Genomic DNA, 17394 nt, shown 5'->3' with positions numbered 1-17394 from the left:
ACCGGATCATGCCGGCCCGACCAGAATGAGCGACATGCGATGGTTGGTCGCTTGTGTCCTCGCCGCCTGCGGGCTGCTCGCGGTCAGTGGCGGGCAGGCCCGCGCGGACCTCGGCGACGAGACCGCCCTCGCCCAGCGGTACGCGCCGGTGGTGCGCCTGGTCGAGCAGGTGGAGGAGTGCGGCTACGGCGAGCCGTACCGGCCGATGGACGTCGACGTGCTCTTCGACCAGTCGACCGTCGCGCTGCGCGGGCCGTGGACCACCACCGACCTGGTGAAGATCGGGCCGAGCGCGGCGGACCTGTCGGCCGGGCGGTACGAGTACCACCTGGACTTCCCGGGCAACGCGCTGCACCCGGGGTGCGGCTACCAGCGGTGGGCGGACCGGGTCACCGGCGACGCGCCGCCCACGGTGTACGCGCACGTGGCGACCGACCCCGGCCACCCCGGCAAGCTGGCGCTCCAGTACTGGTTCTTCTACGCGTTCAACGACTTCAACAACACCCACGAGGGTGACTGGGAGATGATCCAGCTCGTCTTCGACGCGCCCGACGCGGCCGCCGCGCTCGGCGAGCGGCCGGTGGAGGTGGGGTACAGCCAGCACGAGGGTGCCGAGCGGGCCACCTGGGGCGACCGCAAGCTGGAGCTCGTCGACGGCACCCACCCGGTGGTGCACCCGGCCGCCGGCTCGCACGCCAACTTCTTCGAGGACGCGCTCTACCTCGGCAGCTCCGGCTCACAGGGTGTGGGCTGCGACGACGCGACGGCGCCCTCTGTGGAGCTGCGGCCGGCGGTGAAGGTGATCCCGAGCGACCCGGTGGCGGCGCGGGCGGCGTTCCCGTGGATCGGGTACGAGGGGCGCTGGGGTGAGCTACAGACGGCGTTCTACAACGGGCCGACCGGGCCGAACCTCAAGCGGCAGTGGACCGAGCCGATCACGTACGCGGAGGAGTGGCGCCACCGCAGCTACTCCGTGCCGGCCGGCGGGCTGCTCGGCACCGGGGCCACCGACTTCTTCTGCGCCGCGCTCCGCACCGGCTCCGACGCGCTGCGCCGCATGGTCGACGAGCCGGCGCGGGTGCTGATCGCGATCGGTGTCGTGCTCGCGCTCGGCCTGTTCATCGTGCGGCGTACCCAGTGGCGGCCGGCCGCGCCGCTGCGGGTGAGCCGGCGGCGGGCCTGGGGGCAGATCCTGGCCGCGTCCGCCCGCATGTACCTGCGGCGGTGGCTCCTCTTCGCCGGGATCGGCGTGGTGGCGCTGCCCATCGCCGTGTTCATCACGCTGATCCACTGGCTCGGGCTCGGCGCGCGGGACCTGCTCGGCGTCGAGCTGGAGGGGAGCGCCGCCGGGCTGCTGGAGCTGGTGGCGCTCGTGGCCGGCGCGACGCTCACGCTCGCCGCCCTCTCGCTCGTGCAGGCCGCCACCGTGCGTGCCCTCGCCGAGCTCGACGAGGGACGGCCGGTCACGCCGCTGGGCGCGTACGCGATGGCGGCACGGCGCCTGCCCCGCCAGCTCGCCGCGGCGGCGATCGCGGTGATCATGGTGTTGCTCCTCAGCGCCACGGTGCTGCTGCTGCCGGTCGCCGTCTACCTGGCCGGGCGGTGGGCGCTGGTGGCACAGGTCATCGAGCTGGAGGGCGCCACGGTGCCGGCCGCGCTGCGGCGCAGCGGCGAGCTGGTGCGCGGGCGCTGGTGGAAGGTGGCCTGGCTGGTCGTCGCCGGCGCCGCGATCGTGCTCGCCCTCGGCCCGCTGGTCGGCATGGCGCTCATCCTCGGCACGGACATCCCGTTCACGATGGTCGACATCGTCTCCGGCGTGGTCTACGCGCTGACGCTGCCGTTCGTGGCGCTCACGACCGCGTACGTCTACCACGACGCCGCGGTGAGCGAGGTGCTCGAGCCCCACCACGATTCCAGCGAGCTCCCGTCCGAACTTCCCGCCTGATCGCGGATACGATCGCGCTCGTGACTCGACTGGTGCGCACCGCCGCCGGCTGGGCCGTCTCACACGACGGCGCCCTGCGCGGGCTCGGCGCCACCCTCGCCGACCTGCTCGCCCTCCCGCTGGCCGAGGCCCGCGCCCGCTACGAGGCCGCCGCCGAGCCGATGGACGGCGCGCGCTCGCTGGCGCCGGTCGACGCGCAGGAGGTGTGGGCGGCCGGCGTCACCTACCAGCGCAGCCGCGAGGGGCGGCGGGAGGAGTCGGGGCACGCCGCCCTCTACGACCACGTGTACAGCTCGTCCCGCCCGGAGATCTTCTTCAAGGCGACCGCCGCGCGGGTGGTCGGCGACGGCGAGCCGGTCGGCATCCGCGCCGACTCCGGGTGGGACGTGCCCGAGGCCGAGGTCGGCCTGGTGGTCAACGCGGCCGGCGAGGTCTTCGGCTACACCGTCGGCAACGACGTGAGCAGCCGCTCGATCGAGGGCGAAAACCCGCTCTACCTGCCACAAGCCAAGGTGTACACGCGCTCGTGCGCGCTCGGCCCGGCGATCGTGCCGGTGTGGGAGGCGGGGCCCGGCCCGTTCCCGGTGTCGGTGCGGGTGGAGCGCGACGGCGCCGAGGCGTGGGCGGCGCAGACGTCGACCGCCCGGCTGGCCCGCACGCACGACGACCTGGTCTCCTGGCTGACACGCGCGCTGGACTTTCCCGCCGGCGTGGTGCTGCTCACCGGCACCGGCGTGGTCCCCGACCGGGACTTCACGCTGCGCGCGGGCGACGTGGTGACGATCGACGTCGGCGGGGTAGGAACTCTGCGCAATCCGGTGACGGTAGTCGGTACAGGGGGATGAAACGTGGACCACATCGAGAGCCGATCGCCGCAGTCGCCTGACGACCTCGTCGTCCGGGTGCCGGACGGTGGCGCCGCCGAGGTGTCCGGCGCCGTCGAGCGCACCCGCGCGGCCGGCGCCGGCTGGGCCCGCCGCCCGGCCACCGAGCGGGCCGCCGCGCTCGGCGCCTGCGCCGACGCGCTCGCCGCCGCGGCCAGCGAGGTGACCGCGCTGGTCGTCCGCGAGGTCGGCAAGCCGGTCGGCGAGGCCACCGGCGAGGTGGCCCGGGGCGTGGCGATCCTGCGGTACTTCGCGCAGGCCGCACTGCTGCCCGACGGCGACGTCTACCCGGCCGCCGACGGCGTCTCGCTGCTGCACACCCGCCGCCGCCCGCACGGTGTCGCCGGCCTGATCACGCCGTGGAACTTCCCGGTCGCGATTCCACTGTGGAAGGCGGCGCCGGCGCTCGCGTTCGGCAACGGGGTGGTGCTCAAGCCGGCCGAGCAGTCGCCGGCCGTGGCGCTGCGGCTGGCCGAGCTGTTCGCGGAGGCGCTGCCGGAAGGGGTGTTCACGGTGGTCACCGGCGGCGGCGCGGCCGGCGCGGCGCTGGTGGGGCTGGCCGACGCGGTGTCGTTCACCGGATCGGTCGGCGCCGGGTCGCACGTGCGGCGCGCGGCGGCCGAGCGGGGCATCCCGGTGCAGTGCGAGATGGGTGGCCAGAACGCCTCGGTCGTGCTCCCCGACGCCGACCTCGACGCCGCCGCCCGCGCGATCGCCGCCGCCGCGATGGGGTACGCCGGCCAGAAGTGCACCGCCACCAGCCGCGTCATCGTGGTCGGCGACGCGGACGGCTTCGCCGAGCGGCTCGTCGCGGCCGTCGAGGCGCTCGGCGTCGGCGACCCGGCCGAGCCCGGCACCGCGGTCGGCCCGGTCATCGAAGAGGAGGCCCGCGACGCGGTCACCGGCGCCGCCGACCGGGCGGCGAGCCACGGCGCGAAGGTGCTCACCGGCGGCCGGCCGCTCGACCGTGCCGGGTGGTTCGTCGGGCCCACCGTCGTCACCGCCGTGCCCGAGGGCGACGAGCTGCTGACCGAGGAGGTCTTCGGCCCGATCTGCGCGGTCGTCCCGGCCGCGTCGCCCGAGGCCGCGGTCGAGGCCGCCAACGCGGTGCGGCACGGCCTCGTCGCCGCGCTCTTCACCCGCGACCTCGGCCACGCGCTCACCCTCGCGCCCCGCTTCGACGTGGGCATGGCCAAGGTGAACGCGCCGACCGCCGGCGTCGACTTCCACGCGCCGTTCGGCGGGGCGAAGGAGTCCAGCTACGGGCCGCGCGAGCAGGGGCCGGCGGCACGCGACTTCTACACCCGCACCACCACCGTGACGCTCACCCCGTGAAGATCGCGGTCACCGGCGCGGCCGGCCGGGTCGGCGGCGCCGTCGTCGACCTCGCCCGCGCCGAGGGGCACGAGGTAGTGGCGATCGACCTGCCGGACGTCGACGTGACCTCGTACGGGCAGCTCCACGCGGCCCTCGTGGGGTGCGACGCGCTGGTGCACCTGGCCGCGCATCCCCAGCCCGAGGCGCGGCCCGAGCCCGAGGTGCACAACAACAACGTCACGGCCAGCTACACCGCACTGCGGGCCGCCGCCGACCTGGGCATCGACCGGGTCTGCCTCGCCTCTAGCGTCAACGCGATCGGCGGCGGCTACTCGCGCCGTCCCCGCTTCGACTACTTCCCGCTGGACGAGTCGCACCCGTCGTACACGGAGGACCCGTACAGCCTCTCCAAGTGGATCGCCGAGACGCAGGCCGACAGCATCGCCCGCCGGTTCTCCCACATGTCCATCGCCAGCCTGCGGCTGCACTGGGTACGCGACGAGCCGCCGACCGGCATCACCCCGGACGACGCGGATCGCGGCGGGTTCGCGGTCCGCGACCTCTGGGGCTACGTGCTGCGGCCCGCGGCGGCACGGGCCTGCCTGCTGGCGTTGTCGGCGGACTTTCGCGGGCACGAGGTCTTCTACATCGTGGCGCCACGGACCTATGTGGACACCCCGACGGCGCGCCTGTGTTCGACCTTCTACCCGGAGGTACCGCTGCGCCAGCCCTTGCGCGGCAACGCCGCCCTCTTCGACTGCGCCAAGGCCGAGCGCCTGCTGGGCTGGCACCACGACACCTGACCCCCGCACCTGTCCATAGTGGATCGACCGCGTCCGGACCGTATCCGAAGATTGGGCTACCGCGACGTTCGCCGTGGCCTATGCCGTTGCTCCCGCGGCCTCACCCTGGTTTCTTGGTTGCGGTTACCCCTTTGAGCCTCCGGACCATCAGGATTGGAATGGCACAGGCGAGTGGAGTGTGCGCAGACCCCCTCCTCTGACATCCTGACGCAGCGTCACCAGCCTCGGGGTCGGGTTTTGAGATTCTAGGGGACTTAGGGTTGAAATAGCGCCCTAGCTCTCCAAGATCTCGCATTGCGCGCTGTTCACACCGTCGCGGCGGTTACTCGCGGCATCGACGATGCCGACTGGGTGGCCGGGGCAAGACCGGGCCCGACCGCGTGTCGCCCACGCCGGAGCAGGCCGAGGAGCTCAGGCGGACGATCCCAGGCGCTGACCGGCCGGGATCCGGAGAGCGGGAGCGGATACACCGAGAATTCATCTTCGTGACTGGATTCGCCTTCCGCCGGACCGGGAAGGTGGGGCCATGCGTCCGATGAAGATGGTTGCCGCGGGGGTGGCGGCGCTGCTGATCGGCGGCTCAGCGGCGGTGGTGCCCAGCGCGCACGCCGGCGCGGCTGACGATGTCGCGATCACGCTGCCCCGACCGACCGGCCCTTACCCGACCGGCACGACGCTCGTCCACATGCGCGACGAGGGTCGGGTCGACCCGCTGGATCCGGCCGGTGGGGTGCGCGAGCTGATGGTCCAGCTCTGGTACCCCGCGCGGCCCGCGCCCGGTAAGCCGCTGGCGCCGTACGTCCCGCCGGGGGAGGCGGCCGCCCTCCAGCAGATGCACGCCGACGTGCCGGCCGGTGCGTTCACCGCCACCACCAACAGCCGCCTCGGGGCGCCGGCCCGGCCGGGCACGCACAAGGTGGTCTTCTTCCACCATGGACTGTGTGCCTCGCGTACCGATTCGACCGCCGTCAACGAGCAGCTCGCCAGCCTCGGGTACGTCGTCGTGGCGCTGGGCGGCACGCGCGAGTCGTGGGCCGTCGAGTTTCCCGGCGGGCGCGTGGTCGGCACCAGCGACCTGGCGTTCTGCCGCGCCGGCGGTGACCCGTTCTCCGAGGCGGGCCAGGCGATCCTCAACAGGCTGCTCGCCGTGCGGGTCGCCGACACCCGGTTCGTGCTCGACCGGCTGACCGCCGGGGCCGGCCTCCCGCCCGGCCTCGCGGGCGCGATGGACACGCGGCGGGTGGGCATGTTCGGGCACTCGTTCGGCGGTGGCACGGCCGCGGCGGTGCTCCACGCCGACCGGCGCTTCGTGGCCGGTGTCGACCTCGACGGCTTCATCATCGGGCCGGTGGCCGAGGCCGGGCTGCGCAAGCCGTTCCTGGTGCTCGGCAGCTCGTACCACGACACCGTGCTCGACCCGTCCTGGGCCACGTTCCTGCCCCGGCTGCGCGGCTGGCACCGGTGGCTGCGGCTGCTGGACGCCGGCCACTACCGCTTCGTCGACCTGGGCGGCAGCGCCGGCCGGTGGGGCCTGAAGGAGAAGATCCCACCGGAGGCCTGGCGGCTCAACTTCGGCGACATCGGCGACGCGCGCGGCCAGGAGATCCTGATCCGCGTGACGGTGGCGTTCTTCCAGAAGTTCCTCTGTGGACAGAGGGAGCCGGTCCTCGACCATCCGGAGCGCTTCTACCCGGAGATCGAGGACCGGACCGACCTCATCGACTCCTAGCCGTCCGGCGCAGGCCCGGGATCAGCACGGCGGCGGCCGCGAGGTGCATCGCCACCAGCGCGGCCGCGCCGCCGGCGGTCTCCGCGCCGCCGACCGGTCCGGCCAGCGAGAGCACCAGCACCGCCACCGCCGCCCAGGTCCAGGCGGTGGCGGCGCGCCGCATGGCGCGTTCCAGGATGGCCAGGAGCGCCCACGCGGCGAGGCCGACCACCAAGGTCACGACGACCACCGCCGGGAGCGTCACCGCCTGCCCGCCGGCGGTGAGATCGGCGCCGGCGCCGCGGCCAATCGCCCAGATCGTGCCGGTCGCGGCCGCCGCCCCCACGATCCAGACCGCACGGGTACGGGCGACGGGGCGGGACTTCGGGGCAAGAGTTGTCGTCATCGGGGCACCTTCCTGAGTCGATTGACGCCGACCACGATCCGCCGCGCGGGGCTCGTCCCGGATCGCCCGCCGGACCGGACCCGCCCTCGGTCGCGGGACGGAGACCGGACCCCCGCGCGGTCGGTCGCCAGTCCGATGGCGGCGCCCCGGCCGCCGCCTACCGTGAAGGTCATGAACGCCATCCGCTGCCGGCCCGCCCTCCTCGACGGGATGTTCGGGGCCGTGCTCGCCGCCGGCCTGATCACGCTCGTGCTGGGCGTGCCGGACGACCGGCCGGGTCCGGCGGGGCTCGCCGTGGCCGCCGCCTGCGCCGTGGCACAGGGCGCCTCGCTGTCGCTGACGCGCCGGCACATCTGGTGGGCGACCGCGGTGGCGCTGCTGGCCGGCGCCGGTTTCGAGGCGGTCACCTCGCACGTCGGCTGGCTGGGCCTGATCGCCGCGCCGCTCACCTACGTGTCCCGGCTCCGCCCGCCGCGCGAGTCGCTGTGGGTGCTCGGCCTGATCCTCGCGCTCACCCCGCTCGAACTCGCCACCGGCGGCTGGCAGAACTTCGTCATCGCGCTCTTCGGCACCCTGCTCGGCTGGAGCTGGGGCGAGCTAGCCCGGGTGCGGTCGGTGCGGCGGGCCGAGGAGCGGCGCCGCATCGTCGCCGACGAGCGGGCCCGGCTCGCCCGCGAGCTGCACGACGTGGTGGCGCACACCGTGTCGCTGATCGTCGTGCAGGCCGGTGCCGCCGCCGACGTGTTCGACGCGCGGCCCGAGAAGGCCCGCGCGGCGCTCGACACGATCCAGGAGCACGGGCGGGCGGCACTGGCCGAGCTGCGCGCGATGCTGGACACCATGCGCCCCGGCGACCCCGACCCGAGCGGGCCCCGGCCCGGCCTCGACGACGTCGACGCGCTCGCCGCCTCGCTCGGCTCCGCCGGCCTGGCGGTCGACATCACCCGGGCCGGCGTACCGCGGGAGGTGCCGGCCAACGTGAGCCTTTCCGCGTACCGGATCGTGCAGGAGTCGCTCACCAACACCCTGCGCCACGCGCGCGCCACCCGGGCCGGCGTCGACCTGCGCTGGACCGACGGCGCGCTGCTGGTGGAGGTGACCGACGACGGCAGCGCGGTGCCGGCGACCGGGGGCGGGGGAGCCGGGCTGATCGGCATGCGCGAGCGGGCGCGGCTGCTCGGTGGCACCCTCGAAGCCGGCCCGCTGCCCGCCGGTGGGTTCCGGGTCGCCGCCCGGCTGCCGCTGCGGGCCCACTTCCGTGCGGAGGTCTCGTGAGCGACGTGCGGGTGCTGCTCGCGGACGACCAGGAGCTGGTCCGGGCCGGGTTCGCGATGATCCTGGAGGCCCGCGACGACATCGCGGTCGTCGGCGAGGCGGCCGACGGGCAGGAGGCCGTCGAGCTGGCCGCCACCACCGATCCCGACGTGGTGCTGATGGACGTGCGGATGCCCCGCCTCGACGGCATCGAGGCGACCCGCCGGATCGTCGACTCCGGCAGCCGGGCGCGGGTGGTCATGCTGACCACGTTCGACCTGGACGAGCCGGTCTTCGCGGCGTTGCGGGCCGGGGCGAGCGGCTTCCTGCTCAAGGACATCCGGCCGGCCGAGCTGGCCGACGCCGTGCGCGTGGTGGCCCGCGGCGAAGCCCTGCTCGCGCCGACGGTCACCCGGCGGCTGCTCGACCGGTTCGCCACCGGCCTGCCCGCCGAGCCGTCCCAGTCCGCCCGGCTGGACGTGCTCACCGCGCGCGAGGCGGAGGTGCTGACGCTGGTGGCCCGCGCGCTGACCAATGCGGAGATCGGCGAGCGCCTCTTCCTCACCCAGGCGACCGTGAAGACCCACGTCTCGGCGATCCTCATGAAGCTCGGCCTGCGCGACCGCGTCCAGGCGGCCGTGTTCGCGTACGAAACCGGACTCGTCCGGCCCGGATCCGCAACGTAGCGGCGTCAACCTTTCGGCACCCGGTGCGCTCCTACTCTGTAGGACCATATGGACGGGGGCACATGCCTAGGGACGACGAGGGGTTCCGGGAGTTCGTCGACACGCGGTACGTCGAGCTGCTCCGGATCGCCTACCACCTCACCGGGTCGGCGCACGAGGCCGAAGACCTGGTCCAGTCGGCGCTGGTCAAGGTGCTGGGCCGGTGGGGGCGGATCGACGACCCGGTCGCGTACCTGCGGCGTGTGATGGTCAACCACCTGAGCAGCGTGTGGCGCCGCCACCGGATGCGGGAGGTGCTGACCGCGATCCTCCCGGACCGGCCGGCGCCGGACGCCGCGTACGGGATCGCGGAGCGGCAGGCCGTGTACGCCGCGATGCGCGCGCTGCCGGCCCGCACCCGGGCGGTGATCGTGCTGCGGTACCTGGCGGATCTTCCGGAGGCCGAGGTGGCGGCCGCGCTCGGCTGTTCGGTCGGGACGGTGAAGAGCCGGGCGTCGCGGGGCCTGGCGCGGCTGCGGGAGGCGCTCGAGGCGGATGCGCCGGTCATCGAGATCGAGAGGGCGCTGTGATGGTTGTGGAGGAGCGGATCAGCCGGATCCTGGCCGAGATGGCGGAGGACCTGCGGCCGCTGCCGGACCCGTACCAGCGGGCCCGGGCCGGCCTCCGGCGGCGGCGCCGGCGCCAGCTGATGGGGCTCGGGCTCGCCGCGGTGACGCTGCTCTCGGCGACCGGCGCGGTGGTGGCCGGCGGCTCGGCCCGGCGGGTGGACGAGACCGCCGTGCGGGAGCCGGACCCGGGCTGGCCACAGGTGGTGGAGTGGGCCCGCCGGCTGGCGGACTCGCCGCGGCGGGGCGCGGTGGCGGCCGACCGGGGCTACGTCGCCGCCGTCGAAGGCAAGCTGCTGGAGGACCACCGCCGCGGGTCGATCGGCCCGGCCGGCACCGCGCTCTCCAACGTCCGGGTGCTCTTCGCGGACGACGTCGGCGACCACCGGGTCGCGCTCGTCGCGCTGGTCCGCGCCGACCCGGCGCCCAACGAGTGGCCGGCCGCCGCCACCTGGCTCGTCGCGCCGAAGGGCACCGGCGCGGCCGAGCTCGCCTCGTCGGTGCGCGGCGTCAGCGACGCGCTGGAGCCGTACATGACACTGCGCGAGCAGGGCTATTACGTCGGGATCGCGCCGGCCGGATGCGAGTTCGCCAGCGCCGCCTGGCCGCTCGTGAAGGACTGGAAGGACGAACCCACCGGCTCCTACCTGGTGCGCACCGGCGCCACGCTCCGCCCGGAGTGGTGGCGGGTCACCTGCGGCGGCCTGGTCAAGGAGATGACACCCGGCCCGGGCGGCCTCCACGGCCAGTCGCTCATGGACGCCAACATGGCGGAGCTGGCGGCCAGCGCGCGGCGCGGGCCCGTCCCGGCTGCCTGGCGCGAGGCGATCTTCAACTTCGCGTCCGGCGTCGGCTACGAGGTGACCGCGCTCCCGAGGGCGATCTGGGCCGGACGGATCACCGGCACCGTGCCCGGACTGGACGGCTCCTACGACGGGCAGGCGAAGGTGGTGGCCGCCCCGGCGGTGGGCGGCGGCTGGATCGGCGAGGTCCAGATCACGTACGACCACGTCAACCCGGTGACCAACAGCGTCGGGACCGCGATCCGGTTCACCGTCAGCGGGTTCGACCCCACGGATCCGGACACCACGGTCGCCGTCCCGCTCGGCGACCGGGACAAGGCACGGAGCATCCTGGTGATCGCGCCGAGGGGGGCCTCCCACATCGTGGCCTACCGGAGCGAAGGGCCGTTGGCCACGGCCCCGGTCGTGGACGGTGCCGCGGTGTTGCCCGTGCCGGCCAGCGCGGACGTCGGGGTCAGGGCGTTGACGCCGTCCGGCGAGAACCTCGCGTTCGTCCCGCCGGGCGACTGGATGCGCCCATCGCTGGCGGTCTCGAGCTGGGGGCTCTGATCCTCAGAAGGCGGTGATCGTCCGCGGCGCGCGCTCGGCCCGGCTGAGCGCGCGCAGCACCGCGGTCGGGCCGTGGCGGCGGACGGCCAGGCGGGACAGCAGGTCGACGACCGTCTCGACCGCGGACGGCGGCACCGGCGGCGCCTCGACCCCCACGCTGACCGCGAGGTCGTCGGCGTGCACGGCGAGCTCCATCATGCGGGTCACCAGCAGGTCGTCCAGGCGCATCGACCACGGCCCCCACAGCGGGATGCGGGCGGCGCGGTCCGGCGCCGCGGCGGGCAGGCCGGCGGCGAGGGCGTCCACCGCGGCGTCGTACCGGTCGGCGAGCGCCCCGGGCCCCTCCGCGCCGATCTGGTCGCCGCCCCGCCGGATCCGCACGTTGATCTCGGCGTCGAGGTCGGCGCCGATCCACTCCACCCGGCCGTAGTGCTCCATCAGCGTGATCACCGGCTCGGTCGGCTCCGGCGCGGCCAGCACGTCCGGCAGCGCCAGCACCTGGTAGGCGAGATGCCCGGCCAGGCCGCCGACGCTGAACTCGGCCAGCGCGCTCGGCCCGCCCCAGGCGGCGGCCACCGCGGGATCACGGAACAGGGGCGCGACAGCGCGGGCGGTGGCGATGAAGTCGTCTCGGGTACCCGTCATGGAGAAGATTTTCGGATTTTCTCGCCGGCGGTGTCGATCCCGGGCCGGCCCGGTCGACGCGTGGATAGGGAGGCGCATCCGGCGCCGCCACGCACCGTAAGGAGATCGGACCATGCCGACCAAGGCCGGACCCCGCACCTGGCTCGCGCTCGCCGTCCTCTGCCTGCCCACGATGCTCGCGGTGGTGGACCTCAACGTCCTGTTTCTCGCGCTGCCCAGGCTCAGTGCCGACCTCGGCGCGGGCAGCACCGCCCAGCTCTGGATCATGGACATCTACGGCTTCATGATCGCTGGCTTTCTCGTCACGATGGGTAACCTCGGCGACCGGATAGGCCACCGCAAAGTGTTGCTGGCCGGCGCCGCGCTCTTCATCGCCGCGTCGGTGCTGGCCGCGTACTCCACGTCGGTGGCCTCGCTCGTCGGCGCCCGCGCGGTGCTCGGCGTCGCCGGCGCCACCGTGATGCCCTCGGTGCTCGCGCTGATCCGCCAGCTCTTCACCGACCCGAAGCAGCTCGGCGCCGCCTACGGCATCTGGGGCACCGCCATCATGGTGGGCGTCGTCGTCGGCCCGTCCGTCGGCGGGCTGCTGCTCGACGCGTTCTGGTGGGGCGCCGCCTTCATGATCAGCGTGCCGGTGATGGGCCTGCTGCTGGCGACCGGCCCGTTCCTGCTGCCCGAGTCGCGGGAGCGTACCGGCGGCCGCCTCGACCCGCACAGCGTCGCGCTGTCGCTGGCCGCCATCCTCCCGTTCGTGTACGGCCTCAAGGAGATCGCCCGCGGCGGCCCGGACACGCCGGCGGTGGCCGCGGTGGTCGCCGGCCTCGCGTTCGGTGTCCTGTTCGTGGCCCGGCAGCGGCGCCTGGCCAGCCCGCTGCTCGACCTGCGCCTCTTCGCCGACCGCGGGCTGCGCGGCGCGCTGACGCTGGCGTTCGTGCTCGCGTTCACGCTGGCCGGCGTCGGCCTGCTGGTCACGCAGTACCTTCAGGTGGTCAAGGGGTTCAGCCCGCTGGCCGTCGGCCTGTGGCTGCTGCCGCCGTCGCTGGCGATGATCGTGGCCGGCAACGTGGGCCCGGCGCTGGCCCGCACCGTCCGCCCGGCGTACATCTTCTCCGCCGGCCTCGTGCTCGCCGCCGCTGGCGCGCTCGCCATCACCCGCATCGGCCCGGCCGCCGGCATCGGGTGGCTGATCGCCGCGCTGTTCGTGCTGTACATCGGCACGAGCCCGATCGGCGTCATGGCCAACACGATCATCATGACCTCGGCCCCGCCGCGGAAGGCCGGCTCGGCCGGCTCGCTCTCGTCGACCAGCGGCGAGTTCGGGCTGGCGCTGGGCGTGGCGGTGTTCGGCTCGGTCGCCACGGCCGCGTTCCGCGACCGGATCGCGGTGCCCGCGGGCGTGCCGGCCGACCTGTCCGGCACCGCGGGCGAGAACGTCGTCGGCGCCACCACGGTCGCCGGCCAGCTCCCCGGCCAGGTGGGCGCAGACCTGCTGGATTCCGCGCGGGTCGCCTTCACCGGCGGGATGGATCTCGTGTTCGCGGCGGCGGCGGTGCTGTTCGTGGCGCTGGCGGTCGTGTCGGTGGTGACGCTCCGGCACGTGCCGGCCTCGGGCACACCCGCCCCGGCCGCGGACCCCGAGCCGGAACTCGCGCTGAGCGCCGCCTGAGGGTCGAGGGCGCGTGGCCCGCTGCCAGCACGCCACGCGCCCTCATCAAGACCCCGGCGCCGGTCACCGGGGACTGATCGCGCCGGTGAGGGTGCGGACCATCATGCGGAGGACTTGGTGGCGCGACTCGCCCTGCTCGCCGACGTAGCTCCACGCGGCGTACAGCTGGGACCACAGCACGGTCTCAAGCCAGCTCGCCGGCAGGTCGGGGTCGATCGAGCCGTCGCGGTGGCCGCGCTCGATCGCCGCCTTGAAGTGGTCTTGCGAGGTGCCTTGCTCGCCCCAGTCGACGTCCTCCAGGCACTGTGGATCGCTGAACACGACGGAGAGCACGTCGCCGAGGTCGAAGAACTCCTCGCAGAGACGGCGCAGGGCCTCGGCGCCGGTGCCCTCGTCGAGGCGGGCCCGCTCGGTGGCGCGCTTGAGCCGGACCACGCACTCGGCCTGGACGGCGTGGAGGAGGTCGGAGCGCTCCGGATAGTACCGGTGGAGGGTGGTGCGGCCGACGTCGGCGGCCGTGGCGACGTCGCCGAGTGGGGCGGACAGGTTTTTGCCCAGGACCGCGATGGCGGCGTCGATGATCGCCTGCCGGGTGCGGGCGCGGCTGGCCGTGTCGTGCGTGTCCACCACGTGAGCAGGCTATCAGTGTCCCTATACGGAATTCCACTTGACCGTAATGGAACAACTGTGTTCCACTCGGCGGATGGGGCCACGCATCCGCACTCTCGCGTCCTTTCTCACCCCGCACACGCCGACGCTGGTGGTCGGCCTCCTCCTCGGCCTGGTGGCCAACGCCGCCGGCCTCGCCACCCCGATGGTCACCAAGTGGGTGCTCGACTCGCTCGGCGGCTCGATGGCCTGGCCGCTCACCGCGCTGATCGCGCTCGTGGTCGTCGGGGCCGGCATCTCGCTGCGGCAGTGGATCCTGATGGGCACGCTCGCCGAACAGGTGATCCTCGACGCCCGGGTGTCGATCATCCGGCGCTACTTCGCGGCGACCGTCGGCGACCTCGCCCGCCGGCCGAGCGGCGAGCTCGTTACCCGGGCGACCTCCGACACGGGGCTGCTGCGCGAGGCGTCGAGCAGCATCGTCGGCATCGTCAACAGCTCCCTCGCCATGCTCGCCACCCTCGTGCTGATGGGCGTGCTCGACCTGGTGCTGCTCGGCTGCACGCTCGCCGCCGTCGTGATCGTCGGCGCCATCATGGCCACGCTCATGCCCACGATCGCCAAGGCGCAGGAGGCCGCGCAGGAGTCGGTCGGCCGGCTCGGCGGCACGCTCGACGGCGCGCTGCGCGCCATCCGCACGGTCAAGGCCAGCCGGGCCGAGGCCCGCCAGAGCGAGCGGATCGTCGCCGACGCGCGGGATTCCGCCGAGTACAGCATCCGCGCCGCCCGCCGCACCGCGGTGGTGTGGACCATCGCGTGGACCGGCATCCAGCTGTCGGTCATCGCGATCCTCGGCATCGGTGCGTGGCGGGCCGACCGCGGGCTGCTGGAGATCTCCAGCCTGATCGCCTTCCTGCTGTACGCGTTTCAGCTCATGGGCCCCATCACCGAGCTGACGCAGAACGTCACCGCCCTCCAGGCCGGCGTCGCCGCCGCGGCCCGCATCCGCCAGATCGAGGCCATCGAGGTCGAGCCAGCCTCACCGCCCGCGGCGCCCGCACCGCGCCAGGAGCCGGACCCGGCCGGCCCGATCCTCGCCCTCCGCGGCGTCACCGCCCGCTACGCGCCGGACACCCCGCCCGCGGTACACGACATCGACCTCGACATCCCGCGCCGCGGCCACACCGCGATCGTCGGACCGTCCGGCGCGGGCAAGACCACGCTCTTCTCGCTAATGCTCCGCTTCCTGGAACCGGAGAGCGGCGAGCTGTTCCTCGACGGGCGGGCCTACCGGGCGTACGGGCACGGCGACGTGCGCGCCCGTCTGGCCTATGTGGAGCAGGAGACGCCCGTCGTGCCCGGCACCATCCGCGACAACCTGCTCTTCACCCACCCCGACGCTACCGAGGAGGAGCTGCGGGCGGTGCTCGCCGCCGTGCGGCTCGACTCCAAAGTGGACGGCCTCGACGAGGGCCTGGACACCCCGCTCACGTCGAGCGCGGTCTCCGGCGGGGAGCGCCAGCGCATCGCGTTGGCACGGGCCATCCTGCGTACCCCCGACGTGCTGCTCCTCGACGAGGCCACCGCGCAGGTCGACGGGCTGACCGAGGCGGCGCTCCAGGAGTGCATCCGCGAGCGCGCCGCGGCGGGCGCGGTCGTCACCATCGCCCACCGCCTCTCCACCGTGCTCGACGCGGACTCCATCGTGGTGCTGGAGGAGGGCAGGATCCGCGCCCAGGGCACGCACGCGGAGCTGCTCGCCACCGACGACCTGTACCGCCGGCTCGTCGAGGCCCTGCGCATCGCGGGGTCAGGGCTCGTGGCGGCGGATGCATGACGCGTAGCGCTCCCTGAGGGCGGCGTTGTGCGCGTCGCCGGCCTCGACGTTTTCGGAGATGTAGACCGGCGGGTCGATGCCGCGGGCGACCAGCGCCGCGCAGATCTCCGCGGTCAGCAGCTGCGCGATCAGCACGCTGGTCATCGTCGAGGTGGGCACGATGCGGGCGCCACCGGGCAGCTCGTAGGCGGCGTCTCCGGGTACGCCGCAGTTGTCGATGACGACGTCGGCGAGCTCGAAGAGGCGTTCACCGGCCGGGTCGCGCGTGGGCACCGCCTCGCTGTGCGCGAGCGAGGTGACCGCGACGACCCGGTTGCCGTTGCGGCGGGCGAGCCGGGCCATCTCCACCACCGCGCCGTTGATGCCGGAGTTGGAGGCGATGAGGAAGACGTCGGCCGGGTGGATGTCGTGCAGCGCCCCACACCCGGTGGGCGAGCCGCGGGTCGCGTTCCTTGGTGGGGTCGAGGATCTCCTCGGGGTCGGCCCCGCCGTACATCACGACGTCCTTGATGGACAATCGCCTTGCGCAGCGTCATGCGGGCCACCGACCAGCGCGCGGCCAGCTCCCGCTCGGCGGGGATCCGCTCCCCGGTGGGCAGCGAGTCGATCAGGTCGAGCAGGCGGGCCCGCGCCTCCGCCGCCTTGTCGGCACCTCCGGTCAGCACGTCCCACCTCCTCCCGGACGATCACCGCTGAGGGCACCCGTAAGCACGCCAAGGGGCCGTGGGCTAGACCACCACGCCGATTCCCCTAGACCACGACCACGCCGCGCACGCTCCGCCGGGGTCCGTCTGGTCTAATCTGGTACAGCCCTTGTGGGCCCCGGCCAGGCTCGTGATGATGTTGCGATGCGCCGTGTGCTCTCCGCTGTCCTCGCGCTCCTCTTCGCCGGTACGGTCGCCGTGCTCGCCGCCGCGCCCCCCGCCCTGGCACACGGCACCCTCGCGATGTCGACGCCCGCCGAGGGGTCCACGGTGGCCGAGCCGCTGACCGCGGTGGAGCTGTACTTCACGGAGAAGGTCGCCTCGAACGCCTACTTCACGATCACCGCACCGGGAGGCGGGCGGGTCGACAACGGCTGGACGTACGGCTCGCCCAAGCCGCTGGACAAGCCGGTGCGCGAGTACTTCATGGTCGAGGGCAAGTTCGAGCCGCGCGAGTTCACGACGGGCTTTCCCGCGGTGGTGACGGTGGCGCACCTGCCCGCCGCCGGCCAGTACTCGGTGAGCTACCTGTCGGTCGCCTCCGACGGCGAGCCGGTGCGGGGCACGATGAGCTTCCGCTACAACGGCAAGGCGACGGCGGCGCCGCAGGGCTGGAGCCCACCGACCAACCAGCCCGACCCGTCCCTCGTCGCGGCCGCCGAGCAGCACGGCTCGACCGGCGGTTCCGCGCCTCCACCGGCGTCCGCCCCGTCGTCCGCCGCGGCCGCCCCGCCGCCCGCCGCCGCCCCGTCCGCCGAATCGGGGGACGGCGGTGGCTCGGGCTGGATCGCCTGGTCCGGCTGGGCGGTGGCGATCGCGGCCGCCGTGGCCGGCTTCGTGGGCTGGCGCCGCCGGCCCGCCCCGGCGGCTCGGCCCCGCCCCTCCGGCGCGGCGTCCGGAAAGCGCGGCGGCTCCCGCCCGAGCGGCTCCGGCCGCGGCGGCCCGGCCGGGTCGGCCCGTGGCGGCGGCTCGG

16 protein-coding genes and 1 pseudogene are annotated in these 17394 nt (G+C 74.1%); 12 read left to right on the top strand and 5 right to left on the bottom strand.

Annotated elements, in window-relative coordinates; all coding sequences use genetic code 11:
- The first annotated feature begins 34 nt into the window (after nt 1-34).
- The 5 genes from ACTMTJ_RS15930 (at nt 35) to ACTMTJ_RS15910 (ending at nt 6678) form a co-directional block, all read left to right on the top strand.
- On the top strand, nt 35-1945 hold the full coding sequence (locus ACTMTJ_RS15930; RefSeq protein WP_441217186.1) for a hypothetical protein: 1911 nt from the start codon (nt 35-37) through the stop codon (nt 1943-1945).
- A gap of 20 nt (nt 1946-1965) precedes the next feature.
- Complete coding sequence (locus tag ACTMTJ_RS15925; RefSeq protein ID WP_441217185.1) at nt 1966-2790, top strand: fumarylacetoacetate hydrolase family protein; 825 nt, start codon at nt 1966-1968, stop codon at nt 2788-2790.
- Between the two features lie 3 nt (nt 2791-2793).
- The gene (locus ACTMTJ_RS15920) at nt 2794-4164 is read left to right on the top strand and encodes an aldehyde dehydrogenase family protein (protein ID WP_441217184.1); all 1371 of its coding nucleotides are present in this window, start codon (nt 2794-2796) and stop codon (nt 4162-4164) included.
- Entirely contained in the window at nt 4161-4949 is a 789-nt protein-coding gene (locus ACTMTJ_RS15915) for an NAD-dependent epimerase/dehydratase family protein (RefSeq protein ID WP_441217183.1), read from the top strand. The genes ACTMTJ_RS15920 and ACTMTJ_RS15915 overlap by 4 nt, the downstream gene beginning before the upstream one ends.
- A 526-nt stretch (nt 4950-5475) precedes the next feature.
- A complete protein-coding gene (locus ACTMTJ_RS15910; RefSeq protein ID WP_441217182.1) occupies nt 5476-6678 on the top strand; it encodes an alpha/beta hydrolase family protein in 1203 nt (400 codons plus the stop codon).
- Here ACTMTJ_RS15910 and ACTMTJ_RS15905 read toward each other — a convergent pair.
- Complete coding sequence (locus tag ACTMTJ_RS15905; RefSeq protein WP_441217181.1) at nt 6665-7063, bottom strand: DUF6069 family protein; 399 nt, start codon at nt 7061-7063, stop codon at nt 6665-6667. The two genes, ACTMTJ_RS15910 and ACTMTJ_RS15905, sit on opposite strands and share 14 nt — an antisense overlap.
- A gap of 171 nt (nt 7064-7234) precedes the next feature.
- Here ACTMTJ_RS15905 and ACTMTJ_RS15900 point away from each other — a divergent pair, with 171 nt between their 5' ends.
- The 4 genes from ACTMTJ_RS15900 to ACTMTJ_RS15885 all read left to right on the top strand — a co-directional run bounded on the left by ACTMTJ_RS15900 (nt 7235) and on the right by ACTMTJ_RS15885 (nt 10960).
- A complete protein-coding gene (locus ACTMTJ_RS15900; RefSeq protein ID WP_441217180.1) occupies nt 7235-8338 on the top strand; it encodes a sensor histidine kinase in 1104 nt (367 codons plus the stop codon).
- Nucleotides 8335-9003 carry a response regulator gene (locus ACTMTJ_RS15895; protein WP_441217179.1) on the top strand — a complete coding sequence of 223 codons (669 nt, stop codon included), beginning with the start codon at nt 8335-8337 and terminating at the stop codon, nt 9001-9003. The genes ACTMTJ_RS15900 and ACTMTJ_RS15895 overlap by 4 nt, the downstream gene beginning before the upstream one ends.
- A 62-nt stretch (nt 9004-9065) precedes the next feature.
- A complete protein-coding gene (locus ACTMTJ_RS15890; RefSeq protein WP_441217178.1) occupies nt 9066-9572 on the top strand; it encodes a SigE family RNA polymerase sigma factor in 507 nt (168 codons plus the stop codon).
- Nucleotides 9569-10960 carry a hypothetical protein gene (locus tag ACTMTJ_RS15885; protein WP_441217177.1) on the top strand — a complete coding sequence of 464 codons (1392 nt, stop codon included), beginning with the start codon at nt 9569-9571 and terminating at the stop codon, nt 10958-10960. The genes ACTMTJ_RS15890 and ACTMTJ_RS15885 overlap by 4 nt, the downstream gene beginning before the upstream one ends.
- 3 nt (nt 10961-10963) lie before the next feature.
- Here ACTMTJ_RS15885 and ACTMTJ_RS15880 read toward each other — a convergent pair whose 3' ends face one another.
- A complete protein-coding gene (locus ACTMTJ_RS15880; protein ID WP_441217176.1) occupies nt 10964-11605 on the bottom strand; it encodes a maleylpyruvate isomerase N-terminal domain-containing protein in 642 nt (213 codons plus the stop codon).
- Nucleotides 11606-11717: 112 nt separating this feature from the next.
- On the opposite strand from ACTMTJ_RS15880, the gene ACTMTJ_RS15875 reads away from it, so the two are divergent.
- The gene (locus ACTMTJ_RS15875; protein WP_441217175.1) at nt 11718-13271 is read left to right on the top strand and encodes an MFS transporter; all 1554 of its coding nucleotides are present in this window, start codon (nt 11718-11720) and stop codon (nt 13269-13271) included.
- Between the two features lie 63 nt (nt 13272-13334).
- On the opposite strand, the gene ACTMTJ_RS15870 is transcribed toward ACTMTJ_RS15875, so the two are convergent.
- Nucleotides 13335-13901 carry a TetR/AcrR family transcriptional regulator gene (locus ACTMTJ_RS15870; RefSeq protein WP_441217174.1) on the bottom strand — a complete coding sequence of 189 codons (567 nt, stop codon included), beginning with the start codon at nt 13899-13901 and terminating at the stop codon, nt 13335-13337.
- 73 nt (nt 13902-13974) lie between these two features.
- Between ACTMTJ_RS15870 and ACTMTJ_RS15865 the strand changes: the two genes are divergently transcribed.
- Nucleotides 13975-15717, top strand: a complete 1743-nt coding sequence (locus ACTMTJ_RS15865; RefSeq protein WP_441217173.1) for an ABC transporter ATP-binding protein — start codon at nt 13975-13977, stop codon at nt 15715-15717.
- Here ACTMTJ_RS15865 and ACTMTJ_RS15860 read toward each other — a convergent pair.
- Nucleotides 15691-16122 carry a sugar isomerase domain-containing protein gene (locus ACTMTJ_RS15860; RefSeq protein WP_441217715.1) on the bottom strand — a complete coding sequence of 144 codons (432 nt, stop codon included), beginning with the start codon at nt 16120-16122 and terminating at the stop codon, nt 15691-15693. The two genes, ACTMTJ_RS15865 and ACTMTJ_RS15860, sit on opposite strands and share 27 nt — an antisense overlap.
- Before the next feature lie 122 nt (nt 16123-16244).
- Nucleotides 16245-16382: pseudogene (locus ACTMTJ_RS15855) on the bottom strand (hypothetical protein); the annotation flags it as partial.
- Nucleotides 16383-16565: 183 nt separating this feature from the next.
- On the opposite strand from ACTMTJ_RS15855, the gene ACTMTJ_RS15850 reads away from it, so the two are divergent.
- Nucleotides 16566-17394 (top strand): copper resistance CopC family protein (locus ACTMTJ_RS15850; RefSeq protein WP_441217172.1); only part of this gene is annotated, 829 nt, incomplete at its 3' end.

Source organism: Phytohabitans sp. LJ34, assembly GCF_052068095.1.
In the GTDB taxonomy this organism is placed as follows: domain Bacteria; phylum Actinomycetota; class Actinomycetes; order Mycobacteriales; family Micromonosporaceae; genus Phytohabitans.
Note: the sequence above shows the minus strand (reverse complement) of the source record. Positions and strands in the feature narration are given on the sequence as shown.

Excerpts from the sequence above, each read along its gene's own strand:
- ACTMTJ_RS15930 (WP_441217186.1), top strand. The coding sequence starts at position 35 with ATGCGATGGTTGGTCGCTTGTGTCCTCGCCGCCTGCGGGCTGCTCGCG.
- ACTMTJ_RS15910 (WP_441217182.1), top strand. The coding sequence starts at position 5,476 with ATGCGTCCGATGAAGATGGTTGCCGCGGGGGTGGCGGCGCTGCTGATC.
- ACTMTJ_RS15905 (WP_441217181.1), bottom strand. The coding sequence starts at position 7,063 with ATGACGACAACTCTTGCCCCGAAGTCCCGCCCCGTCGCCCGTACCCGT.
- ACTMTJ_RS15900 (WP_441217180.1), top strand. The coding sequence starts at position 7,235 with ATGAACGCCATCCGCTGCCGGCCCGCCCTCCTCGACGGGATGTTCGGG.
- ACTMTJ_RS15890 (WP_441217178.1), top strand. The coding sequence starts at position 9,066 with ATGCCTAGGGACGACGAGGGGTTCCGGGAGTTCGTCGACACGCGGTAC.
- ACTMTJ_RS15880 (WP_441217176.1), bottom strand. The coding sequence starts at position 11,605 with ATGACGGGTACCCGAGACGACTTCATCGCCACCGCCCGCGCTGTCGCG.
- ACTMTJ_RS15875 (WP_441217175.1), top strand. The coding sequence starts at position 11,718 with ATGCCGACCAAGGCCGGACCCCGCACCTGGCTCGCGCTCGCCGTCCTC.
- ACTMTJ_RS15865 (WP_441217173.1), top strand. The coding sequence starts at position 13,975 with ATGGGGCCACGCATCCGCACTCTCGCGTCCTTTCTCACCCCGCACACG.